15 protein-coding genes are annotated in these 22035 nt (G+C 66.4%); 11 read left to right on the top strand and 4 right to left on the bottom strand.

Going from position 1 to position 22035, the window contains the following annotated elements; genetic code table 11:
• Positions 1 to 51 precede the first annotated feature (51 nt).
• A complete protein-coding gene (locus tag IM760_RS06415) occupies positions 52 to 2589 on the bottom strand; it encodes a penicillin-binding protein 1A (protein ID WP_204427707.1) in 2538 nt (845 codons plus the stop codon).
• Between the two features lie 197 nt (positions 2590 to 2786).
• Between IM760_RS06415 and IM760_RS06410 the strand changes: the two genes are divergently transcribed.
• The 11 genes from IM760_RS06410 to hemE all read left to right on the top strand — a co-directional run bounded on the left by IM760_RS06410 (position 2787) and on the right by hemE (position 18200).
• On the top strand, positions 2787 to 3854 hold the full coding sequence (locus IM760_RS06410) for a pilus assembly protein PilM (protein WP_204427706.1): 1068 nt from the start codon (positions 2787 to 2789) through the stop codon (positions 3852 to 3854).
• Positions 3851 to 4441 carry a PilN domain-containing protein gene (locus IM760_RS06405; RefSeq protein WP_204427705.1) on the top strand — a complete coding sequence of 197 codons (591 nt, stop codon included), beginning with the start codon at positions 3851 to 3853 and terminating at the stop codon, positions 4439 to 4441. The genes IM760_RS06410 and IM760_RS06405 overlap by 4 nt, the downstream gene beginning before the upstream one ends.
• Entirely contained in the window at positions 4438 to 5118 is a 681-nt protein-coding gene (locus tag IM760_RS06400; RefSeq protein WP_204427704.1) for a type IV pilus inner membrane component PilO, read from the top strand. Before IM760_RS06405 ends, IM760_RS06400 begins: the two co-directional genes overlap by 4 nt.
• 11 nt (positions 5119 to 5129) lie before the next feature.
• The gene (locus IM760_RS06395; protein ID WP_204427703.1) at positions 5130 to 5666 is read left to right on the top strand and encodes a pilus assembly protein PilP; all 537 of its coding nucleotides are present in this window, start codon (positions 5130 to 5132) and stop codon (positions 5664 to 5666) included.
• Positions 5667 to 5687: 21 nt separating this feature from the next.
• On the top strand, positions 5688 to 7826 hold the full coding sequence (locus tag IM760_RS06390) for a type IV pilus secretin PilQ (RefSeq protein WP_204427702.1): 2139 nt from the start codon (positions 5688 to 5690) through the stop codon (positions 7824 to 7826).
• Positions 7823 to 8356, top strand: coding sequence for a shikimate kinase AroK (aroK, locus tag IM760_RS06385; protein ID WP_338021372.1), 534 nt, complete (start codon positions 7823 to 7825; stop codon positions 8354 to 8356). The genes IM760_RS06390 and aroK overlap by 4 nt, the downstream gene beginning before the upstream one ends.
• 33 nt (positions 8357 to 8389) lie before the next feature.
• Entirely contained in the window at positions 8390 to 9469 is a 1080-nt protein-coding gene (gene aroB, locus IM760_RS06380) for a 3-dehydroquinate synthase (protein WP_204427700.1), read from the top strand.
• The gene (locus tag IM760_RS06375; RefSeq protein WP_204427699.1) at positions 9459 to 10952 is read left to right on the top strand and encodes an SPOR domain-containing protein; all 1494 of its coding nucleotides are present in this window, start codon (positions 9459 to 9461) and stop codon (positions 10950 to 10952) included. The genes aroB and IM760_RS06375 overlap by 11 nt, the downstream gene beginning before the upstream one ends.
• Before the next feature lie 172 nt (positions 10953 to 11124).
• Positions 11125 to 15591: a glutamate synthase large subunit gene (gltB, locus tag IM760_RS06370; RefSeq protein ID WP_204427698.1), complete on the top strand. Its 4467-nt coding sequence runs from the start codon at positions 11125 to 11127 to the stop codon at positions 15589 to 15591.
• An 11-nt stretch (positions 15592 to 15602) separates the two neighbouring features.
• Entirely contained in the window at positions 15603 to 17024 is a 1422-nt protein-coding gene (locus tag IM760_RS06365; RefSeq protein WP_204427697.1) for an FAD-dependent oxidoreductase, read from the top strand.
• 114 nt (positions 17025 to 17138) lie between these two features.
• Positions 17139 to 18200: a uroporphyrinogen decarboxylase gene (hemE, locus tag IM760_RS06360; RefSeq protein WP_204427696.1), complete on the top strand. Its 1062-nt coding sequence runs from the start codon at positions 17139 to 17141 to the stop codon at positions 18198 to 18200.
• A 16-nt stretch (positions 18201 to 18216) separates the two neighbouring features.
• Here the strand turns inward: hemE and IM760_RS06355 are convergent, their stop codons facing one another.
• The 3 genes from IM760_RS06355 to IM760_RS06345 form a co-directional block, all read right to left on the bottom strand.
• Positions 18217 to 20331 carry an IgaA/UmoB family intracellular growth attenuator gene (locus IM760_RS06355; RefSeq protein WP_204427695.1) on the bottom strand — a complete coding sequence of 705 codons (2115 nt, stop codon included), beginning with the start codon at positions 20329 to 20331 and terminating at the stop codon, positions 18217 to 18219.
• Between the two features lie 348 nt (positions 20332 to 20679).
• Positions 20680 to 21138: a YiiD C-terminal domain-containing protein gene (locus IM760_RS06350; RefSeq protein WP_204427694.1), complete on the bottom strand. Its 459-nt coding sequence runs from the start codon at positions 21136 to 21138 to the stop codon at positions 20680 to 20682.
• Between the two features lie 15 nt (positions 21139 to 21153).
• Complete coding sequence (locus IM760_RS06345; RefSeq protein ID WP_204427693.1) at positions 21154 to 21558, bottom strand: hypothetical protein; 405 nt, start codon at positions 21556 to 21558, stop codon at positions 21154 to 21156.
• Between the last annotated feature and the right edge of the window lie 477 nt (positions 21559 to 22035).

The raw sequence follows: 22035 nt of genomic DNA, 5'->3' as shown, positions 1-22035 counted from the left end.
CCCCCTTCTTGTTTTTGCCTTTCAATTTTTAACTTGTCGCTTTCAACGGATTTAGAAAATCTGCTCCGGGGTGCGGCCGTCGTTGCTGTGCGGCGACTCCAGCTCCGGCACATTGTCCTCGCGGAAGTACTCGAAGATCGCATTCGGATTGTCCGGCCGGGCCTGCAGGCCGCTTTCCGGGTCGATGCGCACCGACACGATGCCCGGCGGTTGCGGCGGGTACCGCTCCTCCACGCCGTCCAGGGCCTTGCCCATATAGTCGATCCAGATCGGCAGGGCGGCGCGGCCGCCGTATTCGCCCCAGCCCAGGGTGGCGGGGCTGTCGAAGCCCACCCAGACGGTGGCCACCAGGGCCGGCGAGAAGCCGGAGAACCAGGCGTCCACCTGGTCGTTGGTGGTGCCGGTCTTGCCGTGCAGGTCGCCCCGGCCCAGCCGGCGGGCGTCGCGGCCGGTGCCGCGTTCCACCACGTCGTGAAGGATGCTGTTCATCAGCCAGATGATGTTCTCGTCTTCCACCCGGGGCGCCTTCACCGGCGGCGGCTGGATCGGTTTGCCGTCCTCATCCAGGTCCGGGGTGCTTTCCGCCACCGCGTCGCCGTCGTCGACCACCGCGCAGGGCGCTTCGCATTTTTCCACCCGGGGCGCCTTCCACAGCACCTTGCCGTTCTTGTCCTCGATGCGTTCCAGGAAGTAGGGCGTTACCCGGTAGCCGCCGTTGGCGAAGATGGCGTAGGCGCCGGCCAGCTCCAGGGGTGTCAGGGAGGCGCTGCCCAGGGCCAGGGACAGGTCCCGCTGGAAGCGCTCGGTGGGCAGCCCGAAATGGTTGAGGGTGTTCATGGTCTGGCCGATGCCGACCTGACGCAGAATACGGATCGACACCAGGTTGAGCGACCGGTAGAGCGCCTCGCGCAGCCGGGTGGGGCCGTAGAAGCGCTCGCTGGCGCCGGTGGGGCGCCAGGCTTCGTCCAGTTCGCTGCTGTCGAACACCACCGGCGCGTCGTTGATGATGGTGGCCGGCGTGAAGCCGTTCTCCAGGGCGGCGGTGTACACGAACGGCTTGAACGCCGAGCCCACCTGGCGGCGGGCCTGGGTGGCGCGGTTGAACTTGGAGGCGTAGAAGCTGTAGCCGCCCTGCAGGGCCTGCACCGCGCCGGTGTCCGGGTCCAGGGACACGATGGCGGATTGGGCGCGGGGCAGCTGGGCCAGGCGCCAGTGAGCGTCCTGGTTGTCGCCCACCGGGCGCACGTAGATCACGTCGCCCACCTTGAGCACGTCGCCGGCGCGGTTCGGCGCTTCGCCCATGTAGCCTTTATTGAGGGCGGGTCTGGCCCACTTGAGGTCGTCCCATTCGAGCACCGCCTGGTTGCCGTCCGCCAGCAGCACCGCCGCCTGGCGCTCGCGCAGGGCGGTGACCACGGCGGTGTGCAGCGGGCCATAGGCGGGCTGGTCGCCGAAGCGTTTCACCCAGGCCGCCCGGTCGTCGTCCAACTCGTTGCTGTCGTCCGGTTCGGTGGCCTTGGCCAGTTCCGGTTCCGGCTGGTCCTGGTCCGGCGCCGCTTCGGTGTCCTGGGGGCGTGGCCAGCCCGGGTCCGGCAGGTCGCCGGTGTCGATGTGGGCCAGCGGGCCCCGGTAGCCGTGACGCTCATCGTAGTCGTGCAGGCCCTGGCGCAGGGCGGTGACGGCGGCGTTCTGCCGTTCGCTGTCCAGGGTGGTGTAGATGCGCACCCCCTCGGTGTACACGTCCTTGTCCACCAGGTCCTGGGCGGCGATGCGCGCGATCTCACCCATATAGGCCCCTTCCACCTCCGGGCTGGCGGCGTGGTAGCGGGCGGTGACCGGTGCCTGGCGGGCGGTCTCCATCTGTTCCTGGCTGATGGCGCCGGTTTCCTCCATGCGGAACAGAATCCAGTTGCGGCGCAGCCGCGCCCGCTCCGGGTTGGTGATCGGGTTGTAGGCGGAGGGCGCCTTGGGCAGGCCGGCGATCATCGCCAGCTGCGGCAGGGTCAGCTCGCCGATCGGCTTGCCGTAGTAGACCTGGGCGGCGGCTTCGGCGCCGTAGGCGCGGTGGCCCAGATAGATCTTGTTCAGGTACAGCTCCAGGATCTCTTCCTTGCTGAGGATGCGCTCGATCTGGATCGCCAGCACGATCTCGTTGAACTTGCGCAGGAAGCGCTGTTCCCGGTCGAGGAAGAAGTTGCGCGCCACCTGCATGGTAATGGTGGAGCCGCCGGAGCGGATTTCCTGATAGCGCACCAGTTCCAGGGCGGCCCGCAGCAGGCCCTTGGGATCCACGCCGGGGTGCTCGAAGAAGCGCTCGTCCTCGGCGGCCAGCACCGCCTTGACGAACAGCGGCGGGATCTCGTCGTAGGTGATCGGCTCGCGGCGCTTCTCGCCGTACTCGGCGATCAGCTTGCCGTCGGCGGTGTAGATGCGCAGCGGAATCTGATACTCCACTTCACGAATGGCCACGGCCGCGGGCAGCTGCGGGGCGAGGTAAAGATAACAAGCGGCGAGGATCAGCAGGGCGCCGGTGATGGCGGCGAGGGCGAGGAGCGCGAGGGCCCGGATCCAGGAGGCGGTCAAGTGCATATTGTTGCAATAGCTCTGACGATCAGAAGAAAGGGCTAGCAGACCCGTGAAGCAGGTCATTATACGGTGGAAAGGTTGTTGTGATCTAATATCCGTTCTGTTATTACTAATTTCTAAAGTGGTTGAGCATAAAAGCCACGTAACTACATATTTTTGAAGCAAAAAAGCCTCCATAAAAAACACATGGGACGACGACTGTGCTGCCTTTTCTCAGAAAAAAGGCCCAGACACTGCTGGGGATCGATATCAGTTCCACCGCCGTCAAATTGCTGGAGCTGTCCAGGACGGGGGGCCGCTACAAGGTGGAGAGCTACGGGGTGGAACCCCTGCCCGCCAACGCGGTGGTGGAAAAGAACGTCAGCGATGTGGAAGGGGTCGGCGATGTCATCGCGCGGCTGGTGGGGCGTGCCCGGCCGGGGGTGAAGACCGCCGCGGTGGCGGTGCCCGGCTCCGCCACCATCACCAAGCTGATCGAAATGGACGCCTCGCTCAGCGAGGACGACCTGGAAAACCAGCTGCGGGTGGAGGCGGACCAGTACATTCCTTTCCCCCTCGATGAAGTGCGCATGGACTTCCAGGTGCTGGGCCCGGTGCAGGACAACGCCGAGCGGGTCGAGGTGCTGGTGGTGGCATCGCGCACCGAGAACGTGGAAATGCGCGCCGACGCCCTGGAAATCGGCGGGCTGCAGCCGAAGGTGGTGGACGTGGAAGCCTACGCCATGGAACGCACCTTCCAGATGATCCTGCCGACCCTGCCCAATGCCGGCGAGCTGGATACGGTGGCGGTATTCGACATCGGCGCCACCATGACCACCCTCAACGTCTTCCATCAGAGCCGCAGCGTGTATACCCGCGAGCAGCTGTTCGGCGGCAAGCAGCTGACCGAGGAAATTCAGCGCCGTTACGGCATTTCCATGGAAGAGGCGGGGCTCGCCAAGAAGACCGGCGAATTGCCGGAGGACTACGAGAGCGAGGTGCTGTTTCCGTTCAAGGAATCCATCGTTCAGCAGATCAACCGTTCCCTGCAGTTTTTCTACGGTTCCACCCAGTTCAACGAAGTGGACTACATCCTGCTGGCGGGGGGCTCCGCGTCGATTCCGGGGCTGCCCGAGCTGATCCAGGAGAAGGTGGGAACCGGGTGCTCCCTGGCCGATCCGTTCGCCGACATGGCGCTGGCCAACAAGGTCAACGCCCGGGCGCTGGCGAACGACGCCGCGGCGCTGATGATCGCCTGCGGCCTGGCGTTGAGGAGCTTTGAACAATGACCACCACCATCAACCTGCTCCCCTGGCGCGAGGAACGGCGCAAGCAGAAGAAACAGGAATTCCTGGCCGGGCTGATTTTCGCCGCCATCGTCGCCGGGCTGATCTTCTGGCTCTGGAAAGGCGCGGTGGAAAGCCAGATCGCCGACCAGCAGAGCCGCAACAACCATATTCAGAGCGCCATCGCCAAGCTCGACACCCAGATCAAGGAAATCAAGGAACTGCAGCGCCGCCGCGACGAGCTGGTGGCGCGCATGAAGGTGATTCAGGAGCTGCAGGGCAACCGGCCCACCATCGTCTATGTGTTCGACCAGATGGTGCGCACCCTGCCGGACGGCGTCTATTACACCCTGGTGGAGCGCAATGGCGACACTTACACCATCGAGGGGGTGGCGGAATCCAACAACCGCATTTCCCGGCTGATGCGCAACCTGGACGCCTCCGACTGGTTCGTCGAGCCCAACCTGCTCAATGTGCGCGCTCTGGAATCCAGCCGTGGCAGTGATGGCGAGGCCCAGGCCAACGCCTTCCTGCTCACCGTCAAACAGGGCTCGCCGCGCGGCGAGGACGAACAGGAGGACGGCCAATGAAAGCGTCCGAACTGAAAAATCTGGATGTGCGCGAGCTGATCGACGAGCTCAACAGCCTGGACTTCGAGAACGTGGGCGGCTGGCCGCTGCCGGTGAAAATCGGCGCCGCCATCCTGGTGTTCGGGGCGATTCTGTTTCTCGGCTACTTCCTGGCCATCAAGGATCTGAACGCGCGTCACGGGCAGCTGGAGCGGGAAGAGGCCTCGCTGCTGGAAAGCTACGAGAAAAAAGCGTTCCAGGCCCACAACCTGGAACAGTACCGCCAGCAGCTGGTGGAAATGGAGGCCAGCTTCGAGACCCTGAAGAGCCAGCTGCCCCGGGACACCGAGGTGCCGGGCCTGCTCGAGGACATCACTCACACCGGCCTGGGCAGCGGTCTGGAGTTCGAGACCATCGAGCTCAAGGACGAGGTCAAGAAGGAGTTCTACGCCGAGCTGCCCATCGATATCCGGGTGATCGGCGATTACCACGGCTTCGGCTCATTCGTGTCCGGGGTGGCGGCACTGCCACGGATCGTCACGCTCCATGATTTCAAGATCGCACCGCTGAAGAGCGACAACAAGGAGCCCGGGGGGCTGCTGGACATGGCCATCACGGCCAAGACCTACCGCTACGCGGAAGGCGGGGACGGCAGCGACGGCAATAAGAAACAGGCCGGGAAGAAGGGTCGCTCCTGAGGGGAACACAGATGAGAGCACGAAACGCCATCGCGCGGGGGATCATGGTGGTGACCGTAACGGCCCTGCTCGGCGGTTGCGGCGGCGGCGCCAATCTGGGCCAGCTGGACGCCCGGCTGGAAGAGATCAAGGCGCGACCGCGCGGCCGCATCGAGCCGCCGCCGGAGTTCAAGCCGATCGCCACCTACAGTTACGCGGCGCACAAGCTGCGCCCGCCGTTCAGCCCGCCGCAGGACCAGAAACTGCTGGAAGTGCCGGAAGGCCGCGCGGTGGAGCCGGATCTGAGCCGGCCCAAGGAATACCTGGAAGGGTTCAGCCTCGACTCGCTGGCCATGGTCGGTACCATCACCCGGCCGGGCAATCCGCTGGAAGCGCTGATCGCCGACCCCTCCGGCGCGGTCACCCGGGTGCGGGTGGGCAGCCATATGGGCAAGAACTACGGGCGCGTGGTGGACGTGGGCGCCGGCCAGCTCGGGCTGGTGGAAATCGTGCCGGATGGACAAGGGGGCTGGGTGGAACGCTCCCGGAATATTACGCTTGCTGACTAACTGCTGCTGGGGATGCCAGTTATGAGTTTCTTAAATTTGAAAACAACAGGCGCAGCGCCCCGGCATTGGTTCGCGGCGTTGCTGGTTCTGGTCGGGGTGAGCCTGCTTTCCCCGGTACGGGCGGCGACGCTCACCGACCTGCAGGCCAATACCCTGCCCGGCGACGGCGTGGAAGTGCGGCTGGATTTCCAGGGCGGGGCGCCGCAGGTGCAGGGCTACAGCATCGAACGGCCGGCGCGCATCGCCCTGGACCTGCTGAACACCAACAGCGCGGTGGGCATCAAGCGCCATAACCTGGGAACCGGCAATGCGCGCAGCGTCACCGTGGTGGAGGCCAAGGACCGCACCCGGCTGATCTTCAATATGGAGCAGCTGACCGGCTACGAAACCCGGGTGGAGGGCCAGCAGCTGGTGATCACCCTGGGGGGCGGCCAGAGCACGCCGCGCATGGATCCGGCCAGCCCGTCGCCGATGGTGGCCAGCGAGGCGGCCATCAGCGACATCGATTTCCGTCGCGGCGGCGACGGCGAGGGCCGGGTCATGATCAACCTGTCCAAGGCCTCCATGCCGGTGGACGTGAGCGAGGAGGGCGGCAAGATCGTCGCCCGCTTCGTGGGCGCCGAGATCGCCGACGACCTGGTGCGCCGGCTGGACGTGACCGACTTCGCCACGCCGGTGAAGTACGTGGACACCCGTCGCACCGACGGCGGCACCGTGGTCACCATCGAGCCCGAGGGCACCTGGGAATACCTGGCCTATCAGGCCGACAATCTGTTCAGCATCAACGTCAAACCGCTGACGCCGGCGGAGAAGGAGCGCCAGCGCCGGGAAGCGTTCAAGTACGACGGCGAGAAGCTGTCCCTGAACTTCCAGGACATCGAGGTGCGCTCGGTGCTGCAGCTGATCGCCGACTTCACCGATCTGAACCTGGTGGCCTCGGACACCGTGTCCGGGCGCATCACCCTGCGCCTGCAGAGCGTGCCCTGGGATCAGGCCCTGGATCTGATCCTCAAGACCAAGGGCCTGGACAAGCGTCAGGTGGGCAACGTGCTGCTGGTGGCGCCGGCGGACGAGATCGCCGCCCGCGAGAAGCAGGAGCTGGAAGCGCAGAAGCAGCTGGCCTCCCTGGCGCCCCTGCGCACCGAATACATCAGCATCAACTACGCCCGCGCCGAACAGCTGCAGGGGCTGATCACCGCCCAGGGTGGCGGCGACGGCTCCTCTCTGGTCAGCGAGCGCGGCTCGGTGACCGTGGATCAGCGCACCAACACCCTGATCGTGCAGGACACCGCCTCTCGTCTGGAGGACATTCGTGACCTGATCCAGCGTCTGGACGTGCCGGTCCAGCAGGTGCTGATCGAGGCCCGGGTGGTGGTGGCCAGCACCAACGTGGCCGATGAGTTCGGCGTACGCTGGGGCGGCCTGGGCTGGACCGACAGCCTCTACAGCGACGGCGAATCCTGGGCCGTGTCCGGGCGCCACACCTCCCTGCGCCAGCTGCATTACGCCAACATCGACCGCGACGACGACGGTTCCCTGGGCGAGTTCGAGGAGTTCGACGAGGAACAGAACAACGACCTGATCGTGGACATGGGCGTGGAATCCACCGACGCCACCCGCTTCTCCATCGGCTTCACCTCCCTGGACTCCGGCCTGCTGGAACTGGAACTGTCGGCCCTGGAATCCGAGGGGCACGGTGAGCTGGTGGCCACGCCCAAGGTGCTCACCGCCGACCAGCAGCCGGCGGTGATCGCCTCCGGTCAGCAGGTGCCGTTCAACGTGGCCACCGCCTCCGGCGCCACGGCGGTGGAATTCATCGAGGCGGAACTGCGTCTCGAGGTCACTCCCCAGGTGACCCCGGAAGGCGACGTGATCATGCAGCTCAAGGTCAACAACGACTCCCTGGGCACCAACCTGGACAACCCGGCCATCAACACCAACCGGGTGGAAACCACGGTGCTGGTCAATGATGGGGAAACCGTGGTTCTGGGCGGCATTTTCCAACAGGAAACGGTAAACTCCGTGATCAAAACGCCTTTCCTGGGTGACATTCCCTGGCTGGGTGCCCTGTTCCGCAAGAAGGTGAACCGTGATAACAAGCAGGAACTGCTGATCTTTATCACGCCTCGCCTGGTGAAAGACGCAATGGTCAGTCGGTGAATGAAAAGGCAGTAACCTCTCTCTTTCTGGTGGGGCCCATGGGTGCCGGCAAAAGCACCCTGGGCCGCCACCTGGCTCAGGTCCTGGACCGCCCCTTCTACGATTCCGACCGGGTCATCGAGGAAAAAACCGGTGCCGATATCCCGTGGATCTTCGACGTGGAAGGCGAGGACGGCTTTCGCCGTCGCGAGCGGGACGTGATCAATGAACTCACCGCCCTGGACGGCATCGTGCTGGCCACCGGCGGCGGCGCCGTGCTCAACGACGACAACCGGCGTCATCTGCACGAGCGCGGTTGCGTGATCTATCTGTGGACGCCGGTGGAGCTTCAGTTGGCGCGCACCCGCAACGACCGCAACCGACCGTTGTTGCAGACCGGCGATCCGGAGCGCAAGCTGCAGGCGTTGCTGGAAAAACGCGACCCGCTTTACCGCGAAGTGGCGCACGCCGTGGTCTCCACCGCTTCCGGTAACCTGAAGAAGGTCACCGATCAGGTGCTCGGTTGTCTGGGCGAACACGCCAACCGATAATGCCGATCCTTCCCACCGGCGATTCGAGACACTATGCACAAGCTTGATGTGGCGCTGGGCGAGCGCAGTTACCCCATTCATATCGGTCGCGGTCTGCTCGACGGCGGCCTGATCCGCGAGCACGTGCGCGGCAACCAGGTGATGGTGATCAGCAACGAGACCATCGCGCCGCTGTACCTGGAGCGGGTCACCGCCGGGCTCGGGGATCTGCAGTGCGACACCCTGATTCTGCCCGACGGCGAAAGCCACAAGACCCTGGCCACCCTGGAAACGATCTTCGACGCCCTGATGGCGAACCGCCATTCGCGCACCACCACCCTGGTGGCGCTGGGCGGCGGCGTGGTGGGCGACATGGTGGGCTTCGCTGCCGCCTGCTATCAGCGCGGCGTGGATTTTATTCAGGTGCCCACCACGCTGCTGGCGCAGGTGGATTCCTCGGTGGGCGGCAAGACCGCCGTCAACCACCCCCGTGGCAAGAACATGATCGGCGCCTTTCACCAGCCCCGCGCCGTGGTGATCGACACCGCCGTGCTGGATACCCTGCCGGATCGGGAATTCGCCGCGGGGATGGCCGAGGTGATCAAGTACGGGCTGATCCGTGACCCGGCCTTTTTCGACTGGCTGATCGAACATCAGCCGGCCCTGGCCGCCCGCCAGCAAGCGCCGCTGGCGGAAGCCATCCTGCGCAGTTGCCGCAACAAGGCCGAGGTGGTGGCCGCCGACGAAACCGAGCAGGGCAACCGGGCGCTGCTCAACCTGGGGCACACCTTCGGCCATGCCATGGAAACCTTCACCGGCTACCGGGACTGGCTGCACGGCGAGGCGGTGGCCGCCGGCATGGTGATGGCGGCGCACATGTCCGGTGAGCTGGGCTGGGTCGACGCCGCCGACCGCCGCCGGGTGATCGACAGCCTGGCCGCCTGGCGGCTGCCGGTCACCGCGCCGCCGGGCATGACCCGGGCGGATTTCAGCGATCTCATGGCCCTGGACAAGAAGGTCCAGAACGGCCGCCTGCGGCTGGTGCTGCTGAACCAAATCGGCGACGCTTTGGTCACAGGCGAATACGATCCGAATGCATTGACGCGAACGCTCGAGGCCTTTTGTGAGAGATGAGGACTTTTTCTACGAGGGCGCGGAGCGCGGCGACCTGCTCGACGCGCTGAACGGTCACGCCCACGAAAGCGCCACGGTGGTACTGGAAGGGGAGGCCGGCAGCGGAGTGTCCACGCTGCTGGGCATGCTGTCCATGGCCCTGGTCGGCGACTACGAACTGATCCGCCTGGACGGCGCCGAGGAGCCCGGCGCCAACGCCGTGGTCGACGCCATGCTGGTGCACTTCGGCATCGAGCGGGCGGAGTTGGCCGACACCCTCAAGCAGGCCCTGGCCCACAGCCGCCTGGTGGTGGTGGTGGACAACACCGAAAGCATGCCGGAGGCGGCGCTGGCCACCATGGCCTCGCTCAAGGAAAAGCTGGGCCAGCGTCTGGCCTACGTGTTCGGCGGCGCGCCGGGCAGCGCCGAGGCGGTTCGCGCGGGCGGCCTGGAAGTGGTCGATACGCTCAGCCTGCCGCCCCTGGACGGTGATGACGTGATCGCGCTGGCCGACGATTTTTACGCCCTGTCCCTGGACCGGGAAGACGCCGACGAGATTCTGGCGCGCAGTCAGGGGCGGCTGGGCACGGTGCTTCATCTGCTGGACGAGCGCGCCGACGAGGCCGCGCCGGTGGCCCGCAAGCCGGTGCCCTGGCGTCATGGCCTGGCGGTGGGCGCGCTGGTTCTGGTGGTGCTGGTGCTGTGGCTGGCCAGCGGCGACGACGACACGGAGCGCGCCGACAAGGTAGTGAATCTGGAGCTGCCCCAGGGGCCCGCCAGCACCGTGGACGCGGCGCCGGCGGAAACGCCGGAACAAAGCCTGGCGCCGCGCACCGGCGAGGACGGCCACGACTACGGTCTGGTGTCGGATCCGGAAAGCAGCCGCAACGCCCTGGCGGAATTCCACGATAACGCCGCGGATTTCGAGCAGGCGGAAAGCCGCCGCCGCGACGAGCAGGCGGTGTCCACCGCCGGTGGCGCTCCGGTGCCGCCCACGGAACCGGACGCCGCGCCGGCACGCGCCGAAACCCCGACCAGGCCGGTCCCGGCCGAGGCGCCCGCGGCGACGCCGTCGCGGGACCCGGCCACGCCGTCCCGGCCCGCCTCGAACGCCGACACCAAGGCCGCTGACACCGCCGATACCAAGACCGCCGCCGCCGACGACCGCACGGTGCCCGGCGGCCAGCCGGAACTGTCCGGCCTGGATGCGCGCCTGGGCTACCGCCAGGAGGACTGGCTGGCCACCCGGGGCGACGATCAGTGGTTCCTGCAGCTGGTGGCCACCGGTCGTGAGGACGGCGCCCGCGCGGTGCTTGACCAGATCGGCCGCGAGGGTGCCTACTACCGCACGGAAAGAGGCGGAGAACAGGTCTATCTGGTGCTGGCGGGCCCGTATTCCAGCCGCGACGCGGCCCTCAAGGCCCGCGAATCGCTGCCCGAAACGTTGCGCCGGGGCGGCCCCTTCCCCCGGGACATGGGGGCAATTCGTAAGGAACTGCGCTGAACGTCGCCGAAACGGACCGCTTCACGGCCTGACCTGTCCGGGTCGGGCCTTCGCGACGTTTGTCGCCCCCGGGCTCAGCGTGTAGAATGCCTATCCCTTTTTTGCCGTCGCTGTCTTTTCGACGCCCGTACCGCCTTCTGTAAGTCTCTGAATTTCAAGAGGATTGGTTTTGATGCAGCAGAATTCCAAGCTGGTGCAGGGGCTCTATGAGCCCGGAGATTTCCGGGACAATTGCGGCTTTGGTCTGATCTCCCATATGGAGGGCCAGGCCAGCCACGAGCTCCTGCAAACCGCCATCGAAGCGCTCACCTGCATGACCCACCGGGGCGGCATCAATGCCGACGGAAAAACCGGTGACGGCTGCGGGCTGTTGCTGAAAAAACCCGACTCCTTCTTCCGCAAGGTGGCGGACGAATTGGGCGTGGCGCTGCCGGAACGCTACGGCGTGGGCATGATCTTCACCCACCCGGAAGCGGAGCGCGCCCGCGCCCAGAAGGCCATCGTCGAGGAGCAGCTCCAGGCCCAGGGCCTGAACGTGCTGGGCTGGCGCGACGTGCCCACCGACCCGTCCTGTCTGGGCGAGCTGGCCCGGCAATCCCTGCCGGGCTTCGTGCAGGTGCTGGTGTCCGCCGATGACGACGGCTCCGAGCAGGAGCTCAACCGCCGGCTGTTCTATGCCCGCCGCCACGCCGAGAAGCGCATCGAGAACGACGGCTACTTCTATGTCTGTTCCCTGTCCGCTTCGGTGGTGTCCTACAAAGGTCTGATGATGCCGGTGGATCTGCCGGCGTTCTTCCCGGACCTGGGCGACGCGTCCATGGAAACCGCCATCGTGGTGTTCCACCAGCGCTTCTCCACCAACACCTCGCCGCAGTGGCCGCTGGCGCAGCCGTTCCGGTTCCTGGCGCACAACGGTGAAATCAACACCATCCAGGGCAACCGCAACTGGGCGCTGGCCCGTCAGAACAAGTTCGACAACGAACTGCTGCCGGACCTGGCGGACCTGAGCCCGCTGGTCAACCGCAGCGGCTCCGACTCCTCCAGCATGGACAACATGCTGGAAGTGCTGCTCGCCGGGGGCATGGACCTGTTCCGCGCGGTGCGCATGATGGTGCCGCCGGCCTGGCAGAACGTGGACACCATGGACGCGGATCTGCGCGCCTTCTACGAATATAACTCCATGCACATGGAGCCGTGGGACGGCCCCGCCGGTCTGGTGATGACCGACGGTCGCTACGCGGTGTGCATGCTGGACCGCAACGGCCTGCGCCCGGCCCGCTGGGTGATCACCAAGAACGGTTTCATCACCCTGTCCTCCGAGATCGGCGTGTACAGCTATCAGCCCGAGGACGTGGTCGCCAAGGGCCGGGTCGGCCCCGGTCAGATTCTGGCGGTGGACATCGAGAAGGGCGAGCTGCTGCACACCCGCGATATCGACGACCGTCTCAAGGTACGCCATCCCTACCGCCAGTGGCTGAAGGACAATGCCCTGCGCATCGAGGCCAACTACGACCACGAGGTGGAGCGTACCGACGACATCGATCCGCAGGACCTGCTGAGCTATCAGAAGTTCTTCCAGATCAGCTTCGAGGAACGCGATCAGGTGATCCGCCCGCTGGCGGAATCCGGCCAGGAAGCCACCGGCTCCATGGGCGACGACACCCCCATGGCGGTGCTCAGCCAGCGCCAGCGGCCGCTGTACGACTACTTCCGGCAGCAGTTCGCCCAGGTCACCAACCCGCCCATCGATCCGCTCCGCGAAGCCATCGTGATGAGCCTGGAAACCTGCGTGGGCGCCGAGCGCAATGTGTTCGAGGAAACCTCCGATCACGCCGACCGCGCGATCCTGGCCACCCCGGTGCTGTCGCACTCCAAGTTCACCAATCTGCTCAAGATCGAGCGGCCCGGCTACGCCCATGAGCGCCTGAGCCTGCACTACCCGCCGGAAACCGGCCTGGAACAGGCGGTGCGCGATCTGTGCGCGGCGGCGGAAAAAGCGGTGGCTGACGGCAAGGTGATCCTGGTGCTGTCCGACCACGGCATCGCCCAGGACCAGCTCACCATCCACGCCCTCATGGCCACCGGCGCGGTGCACCATCACCTGACCGCCAAGGGGCTGCGCAGCGACGCCAACATCATCGTGGAAACCGCCACCGCGCGGGATTCCCATCACTTCGCGGTACTGTTCGGGTTCGGCGCCACCGCCGTCTATCCGTACTTGGCCTACGACGTGATCGCCGACATGGTGAAGAGCGGCGAGCTGCTCGGTGACCCGGTGGAACTGCAGAAAAACTTCCGCAAGGGCATCAACAAGGGCCTGATGAAGATCCTCTCCAAAATGGGGATCTCCACCATCACCTCCTATCGCGGCGCCCAGCTGTTCGAAGCCATCGGCGTGGCCAGCGACGTGGTGGACCTGTGTTTCCGCGGCGTGCAGAGCCGCATCGAAGGCGCCACCTACGAGGACTTCGAGAACGATCAGAAGATCGTCGCCAAGGACGCCTGGAAGCAGCGCAAGCCGGTGGACGCCGGTGGCGTGCTCAAGTACATCCACGGCAAGGAATACCACGCCTTCAATCCGGATGTGGTGCACGCCATTCATCGTGCCACCCAGAACGACGATTACGAGGCGTACAAGGAATTCGCGGCGCTGGTCAACGAGCGGCCGGTGGCGACCCTGCGGGATCTGCTGCGGCTGCGCCCGGACGTGACCGCCATCGATCTGGATCAGGTCGAGCCCATCGAAACCATCCTGCCGCGCTTCGACTCCGCGGGCATGTCCCTGGGCGCGCTCAGCCCGGAAGCCCACGAGGCCATAGCCACCGCCATGAACCGGCTGGGCGGGCGCTCCAACTCCGGCGAGGGCGGCGAGGACCCGGCCCGTTACGGCACCGAGCGCGTCTCCAAGATCAAGCAGATCGCGTCCGGCCGGTTCGGCGTGACCCCGCATTATCTGGTCAACGCGGAAGTGCTGCAGATCAAGATCGCCCAGGGCGCCAAGCCCGGCGAGGGCGGCCAGCTGCCCGGTGGCAAGGTCAACGCGTTGATCGCGCGGCTGCGCCACTCGGTACCCGGCGTGACTCTGATCTCGCCGCCGCCGCACCACGACATCTATTCCATCGAGGATCTGGCGCAGCTGATTTTCGACCTCAAGCAGGTCAACCCGGCGGCCCAGGTTTCGGTGAAGCTGGTGTCCGAGCCCGGTGTCGGCACGGTGGCCTCCGGCGTGGCCAAGGCCTACGCCGACCTGATCACCATCTCCGGCTACGACGGCGGCACCGCGGCCAGCCCGCTGACCTCGATCCGCTATGCCGGTTCGCCCTGGGAGCTGGGCCTGTCCGAGGCGCACCAGGCGCTGCGCGCCAACGACCTGCGCGACAAGATCCGTCTGCAGACCGACGGCGGCCTGAAGACCGGCCTGGACGTGGTCAAGGCGGCCATTCTCGGCGCCGAGTCGTTCGGTTTCGGCACCGTGCCGATGATCGTGCTGGGCTGTAAGTACCTGCGCATCTGCCACCTGAACAACTGCGCCACCGGCGTGGCCACCCAGCGTGACGACCTGCGCCAGGATCACTTTATCGGCGCTCCGGACATGCTGATCAACTACTTCACCTTCGTGGCGCGGGAAGTGCGCGAGCTGCTCGCCGCCCTGGGTGTGAAGAGCCTGCCGGACCTGATCGGCCGCACCGATCTGCTGGAGCGCATCGAAGGCACCACCGACAAGCACAAGCGCCTCGACCTGACGCCGATGCTGCGTAACGATCACATCCCGGCGGACAAGCCCACCCATTGCCAGGTGGAGCGCAACGAGCCGTTCGACAAGGGCCTGCTCAACGCCAAAATGGTGGACGAGATGCGCACCGCCGTGGAGAACAAGTCCGGCGGTTCCTTCCACTACACCATCACCAACTGTGACCGTTCCGTGGGCGCCACCGTGTCCGGCGAGATCGCCAAGCACCACGGCAACCTGGGCATGGAAAGCGCGCCCATCCGCGTGCGCTTCACCGGCACCGCCGGTCAGAGCTTCGGCGTGTTCAACGCCGGCGGTCTGCATCTGTACCTGGAAGGCGACGCCAACGATTACGTGGGCAAGGGCATGGCCGGCGGCAAGGTGGTGATCCGCCCGCCCAAGGGCAGCCCGTTCAAGACCCAGGACACCGCCATTGTCGGCAACACCTGTCTGTACGGCGCCACCGGCGGCAAGCTGTTCGCCTCCGGCACCGCCGGCGAGCGCTTCGGCGTGCGCAACTCCGGCGTGCACGCCGTGGTGGAAGGCGCCGGCGATCACTGCTGCGAGTACATGACCGGCGGCTGCGTCACCGTGCTGGGCCGCACCGGCCACAACTTCGGTGCCGGCATGACCGGTGGCTTCGCCTATGTGCTCGACGAGGACAACGACTTCTTCGACCGGATCAACCCGGAACTGATCGAGCTGCATCGCATCAGCTCCGAGTCCACCGAATCCCATCGCAGCCACCTGCGTCATGTGATTCAGGAGTTCGTGGACGAGACCGGCAGCGAGTGGGGCCAGCACATTCTGGATAATTTCGATGCCATGAGCCGTAAGTTCTGGCTGGTCAAACCCAAGGCGGCCAGCCTGGAAGACCTGCTCAAGAGCACGCGCGCCAATCCGGCATAACGGGGAAGAACATGGCTGAACGTTTGAACAATCACTTTCAGTTCCTGGATGTTCCGCGGGTCGATCCCAAGAAAAAGGACATCGAGGAGCGCAAGGAACGCTACGAGGAAATCTACTACCCGTTCGAAACCCGGGAAGTGGAGCATCAGGCGCACCGTTGCCTGCATTGCGGCAACCCGTACTGCGAGTGGAAGTGCCCGGTGCACAACTACATCCCCAACTGGCTGAAGCTGATCAGCGAGGGGAACCTGATGGAAGCGGTGGAGCTGGCGCACCAGACCAACTCCCTGCCGGAAGTGTGCGGCCGCGTGTGCCCGCAGGACCGTCTCTGTGAAGGCGCCTGTACCCTGAACGACGGCTTCGGCGCGGTGACCATCGGCGCCACCGAGAAGTACATCGCCGACACCGCCCTGGCCATGGGCTGGCGTCCGGACATGTCCAAGGTGGTGTGGACCGACAAGAAGGTGGCGGTGATCGGCGCCGGCCCGGCGGGCATCGGTTGCGCGGACGTGCTGGTGCGCAACGGCGTCAAGCCGGTGGTGTTCGACCGTTACCCGGAAATCGGCGGCCTGCTGACCTTCGGCATCCCCGAGTTCAAGCTGGAAAAGCCGGTGATGACCAAGCGCCGCGAAGTGTTCGAGGGCATGGGCATCGAGTTCCGCCTCAACACCGAGGTGGGCAAGGACATCACCATCGACGAGCTGCTCGAGGAGTTCGACGCGGTGTTCATGGGCATGGGCACCTACACCTACATGAAGGGCGGCTTCCCCGGCGAGGATCTGGACGGCGTGCACGAAGCGCTGCCGTTCCTGGTGGCCAACGTGAACCGCAATCTGGGCTTCGAGAAAGACCCGGCGGACTTCATCGACGTCAGCGGCAAGCGCGTGGTGGTGCTGGGCGGTGGCGACACCGCCATGGACTGCAACCGCACCTCCATCCGCCAGGGCGCGGACAGCGTGGTGTGCGCCTACCGCCGTGACGAGGAAAACATGCCCGGCTCCCGCCGCGAGGTGGCCAACGCCAAAGAAGAGGGCGTGCAGTTCCTGTTCAACCGTCAGCCCATCGAGGTGGTCGGCGAGAACGGCAAGGTGGTCGGTGTCAAAGTGGTGGAAACCAAACTGGGCGAGCCGGACAACAACGGCCGCCGCCGCCCCGAGCCGATCCCCGAGAGCGAGGAAGTGCTGCCCGCCGACGTGGTGATCGTGGCCTTCGGCTTCCGCCCCAGCCCGGCGGACTGGTTCGACGGCAAGAACATCACCACCGACGACTCCGGCCGCGTCACCGCGCTGGAGAAGCAGGCGTTCCCGTTCCAGACCAGTAACGAGAAAATCTTCGCCGGCGGCGACATGGTGCGCGGTTCCGATCTGGTGGTGACCGCCATCTGGGAAGGCCGCGAAGCCGCCAAGGGCATTCTCGACTACCTGGACGTTTAACCCGCCCGGTAGAGCAAGGCTGTGTAGGAGCGGCTTTAGGCGCGATTGGCCGGCATCGGGTCCGACGGTCAATCGCGGCTAAAGCCGCTCCTACTTTTAGAAGAGGGTTCACCGATGACCTATGCCGCACTGAAGAACGACCGTTTCCTGAAAGCCCTGGCCCGCGAGCCGGTGGACCGCACCCCGGTGTGGATGATGCGTCAGGCCGGCCGTTATCTGCCCGAGTACCGCGCCACCCGCGAGAAGGCCGGTTCCTTCATGGATCTGTGCCGCAACGCGGAGCTGGCCTGCGAGGTGACCCTGCAGCCGCTGGAGCGCTACCCGCTGGACGCGGCGATCCTGTTCTCGGACATTCTCACCATCCCCGACGCCATGGGGCTGGGGCTCTACTTCGAGCCCGGTGAAGGTCCGAAATTCCGCAAGACCGTGCGCAGCGAGCAGGACATCGCGGCGCTGCCGGTGCCGGACGCGGAGCGCGACCTGGACTACGTGATGCGCGCGGTGAGCACCATCCGCCGGGCACTGAACGGCCGGGTGCCGCTGATCGGTTTTTCCGGCAGCCCCTGGACGCTGGCCACCTATATGGTGGAAGGCGGCCCCAGCAAGGATTTCCGCCATCTGAAAGGCATGGTCTACGGTCGTCCCGAGCTGGCCCACGCCCTGCTGGACAAGCTGGCCCGGGCGGTCACCGACTACCTGAACGCGCAGATCCGCCACGGCGCCCAGGCGGTGCAGATCTTCGATACCTGGGGCGGCGCCCTGTCGGCGGAGGCCTACCCGGAATTTTCCCTGGGCTACATGAAGCGCATCGTGGACGGGCTGATCCGCGACCACGAGGGCCGCAAGGTGCCGGTGATCCTGTTCACCAAGAACGGCGGCCTGTGGCTGGAAACCATGGCGGACAGCGGCTGCGACGCCCTGGGTCTGGACTGGACCATCAACATCGGCGAGGCGCGCCGGCGGGTGGGCGACCGGGTGGCGTTGCAGGGCAACCTGGATCCGGCGGTGCTGTACGCGCCACCGGCGGCGATTCGTGCCGAGGTAAAGCGCATCCTCGACGATTTCGGCGACCACCCGGGGCACATCTTCAACCTGGGCCACGGCATCACGCCGGAAGTGGACCCGGAACACGCCCGCGCCTTTATCGAAGCGGTGGTGGAGCTGGGCGCCCGCTAGGGCGCCCGCCTCGCCTTCAGGCCGGGTACTGGCGCTCCAGCGCCCGGCGCCGGCTTTTCGCGGCCAGATAGCCGCGCAGCGCCAGCACGCCGTGCACCAGCAGCAGGCCCGCGGCGGCCGCCACCCACAGCAGCCTCGCCAGGGCCGGCCCGCCCCGGTCCACCCGCTCCGGGTCCAGCAGCCACAGCGGCGCGCCGTCCTCGGTGTGGTCACGCCGCACCACCACCCCATCCAGTTTGAAGTCATGCGGTTCGCCGGCCAGGGCGCGTAACGTGTCCCAGCGCTGGCCGTGGGGATCCTGTTGCGGGAGCGCGATCAGGTCGGTGCCCCGCACCGTGCCGAGCACCACGCCGCCGCGCTGCTGCTCCGCCAGGGCCTCGGCCAGTTGCCGGGTGAGTGGCCGCAGGCGCTGCTCCGCCACCCGCCGCATGACGCCACGCAGATTCTCCACGCGTCCCTGCAGGGCCACCGCTTCCCGGTGCCGGGCATCGTCCTCCTCGGCCAGGCGCCGGCGCAGGGTGGCCCAGTCCTCCTCTTCCGGCGCCGCCGGAAAATAGAAGGTGGCGAGCGCCCGGCGTCGCAGTTCGGCGCAGGCCCGGTCGCCGTCATCCGGGCAGGCCTCCTCGATGGTGGCCAGCACCGCGCGGGCGTTGCTGACCACCAGCGGCCGGCGGTCACCGGTGCCGCCGCCACGCATCAGCGCCATCACCTCCAGGGAACGCTCCCGGCGGGTTTCCAGCACCTCGCCGTTCAGCAGGGAGCGGGTCAGCGGGTCCACCTCCAGGTCCGGCGGCACCGGCGCCTCGCCGCCCCAGCGGACCCGGTCGCAACGGACACGGCCCTCGCCGGCGGAGACCTGGCAACGGCCCCGGCCGCTGATCATCAGCCGTCGCCCCAGCGCCGGCGGGTCGGTGGCCAGGGAGGCCGGGTCGTCCACCGGCAAGGGGACGCTACCGGCCAGCCACTGACCGGCCTGCGCCGCGTCCAGCACCGGGCGGGCCGGGCCCGTCAGGGCGGCGGCCAGCGCCACCAGCCCCACCAGGGCCAGGGTCAGATGGCGGCCCCAGTACACCGGCGGATGGCGCCGCTGTTCCTCGTCCACGGAAAAACGGCGCCCCGGTGTATTGGCCTCCGAATAGTCCACTACCGAGTAGTCGTCCACGCGCAGGCCCAGGTCCAGCCGCCGGCCCTGTTCCAGTTCGATGCGCGGGCGCCAGTGGTCGGGCAGGGAGAACGGAAACTTGTCGCCCAGCACCGGCGCCACGGAAACGGTCTGCCGCTGTTCATCCACCGACACCGGCATCAGGTTCAGGTAGCCGGTCACCCGGTTGACCTTGCCCGCCGGGCCGGGGCGCCAGCGTCGCCAGAACAGCCACAGCCCGAGGGCCGCCCCGGCCACGGCCAGCGCCGCCCACAGTCCCAGCCAGAGCGTGCTCTGCCGGCTGGCGGCCAGCGCCACGGCGACAAAGGCCAGCGACCAGCACAGCCCGGACAGCAGCCCCAGGCCGCGCCCCTGGCGCGCTTCGATCTCCGCCGGGGTTTCGTCCCGCTGGTGCAGAATCTCCACCCGATGAAGGTCTTCGTCCGCCGGGTCCCCGGGGGCGTCTTCATCGTCCAGGGTCACGTCCTGCAGATGGCCGGACTCGCCGCGCCGCCATTGGTCCCGGGCGGTCTCGCGGCGCTGCTCGCGGGCGGCGCCTTCCAGCAGCTCGAAGCCGTTGAGACGCACCACCACCGCCAGCTTGTCGGCGAACACCACCTCGGCCTGGTTGTCCTGGTCCAGAAAGTGCTCGGCGTCGAACGGCAGAATCACCTCCACGCCACCGATCATGTGATGCCAGGTCTGGTTGCCCTGGCTGCTGATGCCGTGACGGTGGTAGGCGCCGCTCAGCGGAAACACCTCCTCGCTGTGCAGGCGCACCGGCTTGCCGGGGCGGTCCGGACGGAACAGAAAGGGCGCCAGGGCCTGCCGCTCGTCCAGGGACAGGCGCCGCAGCGGCTCGGCACGGCCGCGCAGCTCGGTCAGCTGCCGGGCGCTCTCGCGCTTGCGGGCGGAATACATCAGGGCGGAATACAGGGAGGTGAGGATCACCACCATCAGCAGAATGAACTTCAGGATCAGAAGGACCATGCCCGGCTCCTTGGGAAACAAGCGGGCATGCTAACGTATCCTGGCGAAGCGGGAAGACCGGGGAGGGGAGAGGGTGATGCGGTTCACTTCCCGGTGGCCGCGGGCCGCAAACGAAAAACGCGGCCCGAAGGCCGCGCAAGATTTCCAGAGACTCTCATATCACTCGAAATCGCACCCTTTTGGCGTCCCGCCTCAGGGTGCGTTTACAGGCTAGCCCCGGCCTCCGTGAACTGTCAAGAAACGCTTTGCATCCACGGCAAAATTTTTGTTAAGCATGCGTAATTAACCGTGAAAATGGGGTCTGTCCCCTTTGCGTACAGAACAATGACCTTTGTGTCACGGCGGGTCTCAGCTGCCGATCAGACGCAGTTGATAGAGGTTATGGGTGAGGGCCACCACTTCGCCCCGGGCGTCCTTGAGTTCCGTGTCCCATTCAAAGTCGCACTTGCCGTTGGCCTCCGCCTCGGCCTGGATGCGCTGAATCTCGGCTTCGGCCAGGTGGACTTCCACGGTGATGTCGGTGGTGGCCGGCCGGCGGAAGCGGATGCGCATGTCCTTGACGATGGGGTAGAAGCGGCGCGCGTCGAACGAGGACAGGTAGATCACGCCGCCGGGCAGCTCGGCCAGGGTGTACAGGGCGCCGGCGTACATGATGCCCACGTGATTCAGATTGGGGGCCAGCGGCATCATCATGCGGCAATAGCCGCGGTCCACGTCCAGGGTGCGGGCGCCGCAGCGTTCCACGAACGGAAAGGTCCGGTCCGACGCCGCTTTGATTTGTTCTTTTTCGGTTTCACTCAAGGCCATGGGAGTCTCCTGCCGTTATCGGTGCGGCTCGGTGCGCGCCACCGGAAAGTGCATATGAAAGTCCGGCAGTGCCAGGGCGCCCCGGGAACGGCCCGCCTGCAGGGTGGGAAAGTGCTCGCCGTCGCCGCGCGCCTCGCGCAGCCGGGCCAGGCCCAGCCGCCCGCGCACCGACGGGGTGTAGAGAAAACGCTGGCCATCGCGGATCTGGCCCAGGGTACGCCAGCCGGCCGGCAGCAGGCCGCCGGGAAAGGGCAGGGCCGGGCCCAGCCGGTCCAGGGTCAGGGCGGCGATTTCCCGGTCCTGGTGGTGTACCGCCACCCGTTCGCGCCGGCCCCGGCGCTGCCAGTCGAAGCGGGCCACCCGCTTGTCCAGCCCCCAGTTACGGTTGCCGTTGTCGGCGCTGTCCCAGGGCCTGTTCACACTCCTTGCATCGTGCCTGTTGCGGCTATAAATCCACCCATCAAGGCACGAGGAGAGAAGTTTGGTGGCTCCAAATGAACGACGAGTAACGCAGAGGGGTGGATTTATAGCCGCAACCCGAAGGGCTGGCGCCCTTTTGGCCTCCAGCGTCGTTGTCGGTCGCTTATTTGGACTGACCAAACGGCACTCCCTCCGCCTAGCTGGAGATCCAAAATGACACCCAGCAGGCGCGATGCAAGGAGTGTGAACAGGCCCTATGGACACATAAATGCGGCCGATGCTCCAGCGCAGCCGGCCATCGGGAAACCGGAACGGGCCCGGCATGAACAGCAGTTCCTGATAGGGGCCCACCTCGGAGCGCCGGTAATCCACCAGCATCACCAGGGCCGGCCCGCGCACCGGCTCGCCCAGCTCCGGGGCGGCGCCGCCCTGCTGGTGGCGCAGCGACGCGGGCAGGGCCAGGGCGGCCACGAAGGC

This window comes from Alloalcanivorax marinus, assembly GCF_016906305.1.
GTDB lineage: Bacteria > Pseudomonadota > Gammaproteobacteria > Pseudomonadales > Alcanivoracaceae > Alloalcanivorax > Alloalcanivorax marinus.
The sequence above is the reverse complement of the archived record's forward strand: the minus strand, read 5'-3'. Positions and strand labels throughout refer to the sequence as shown.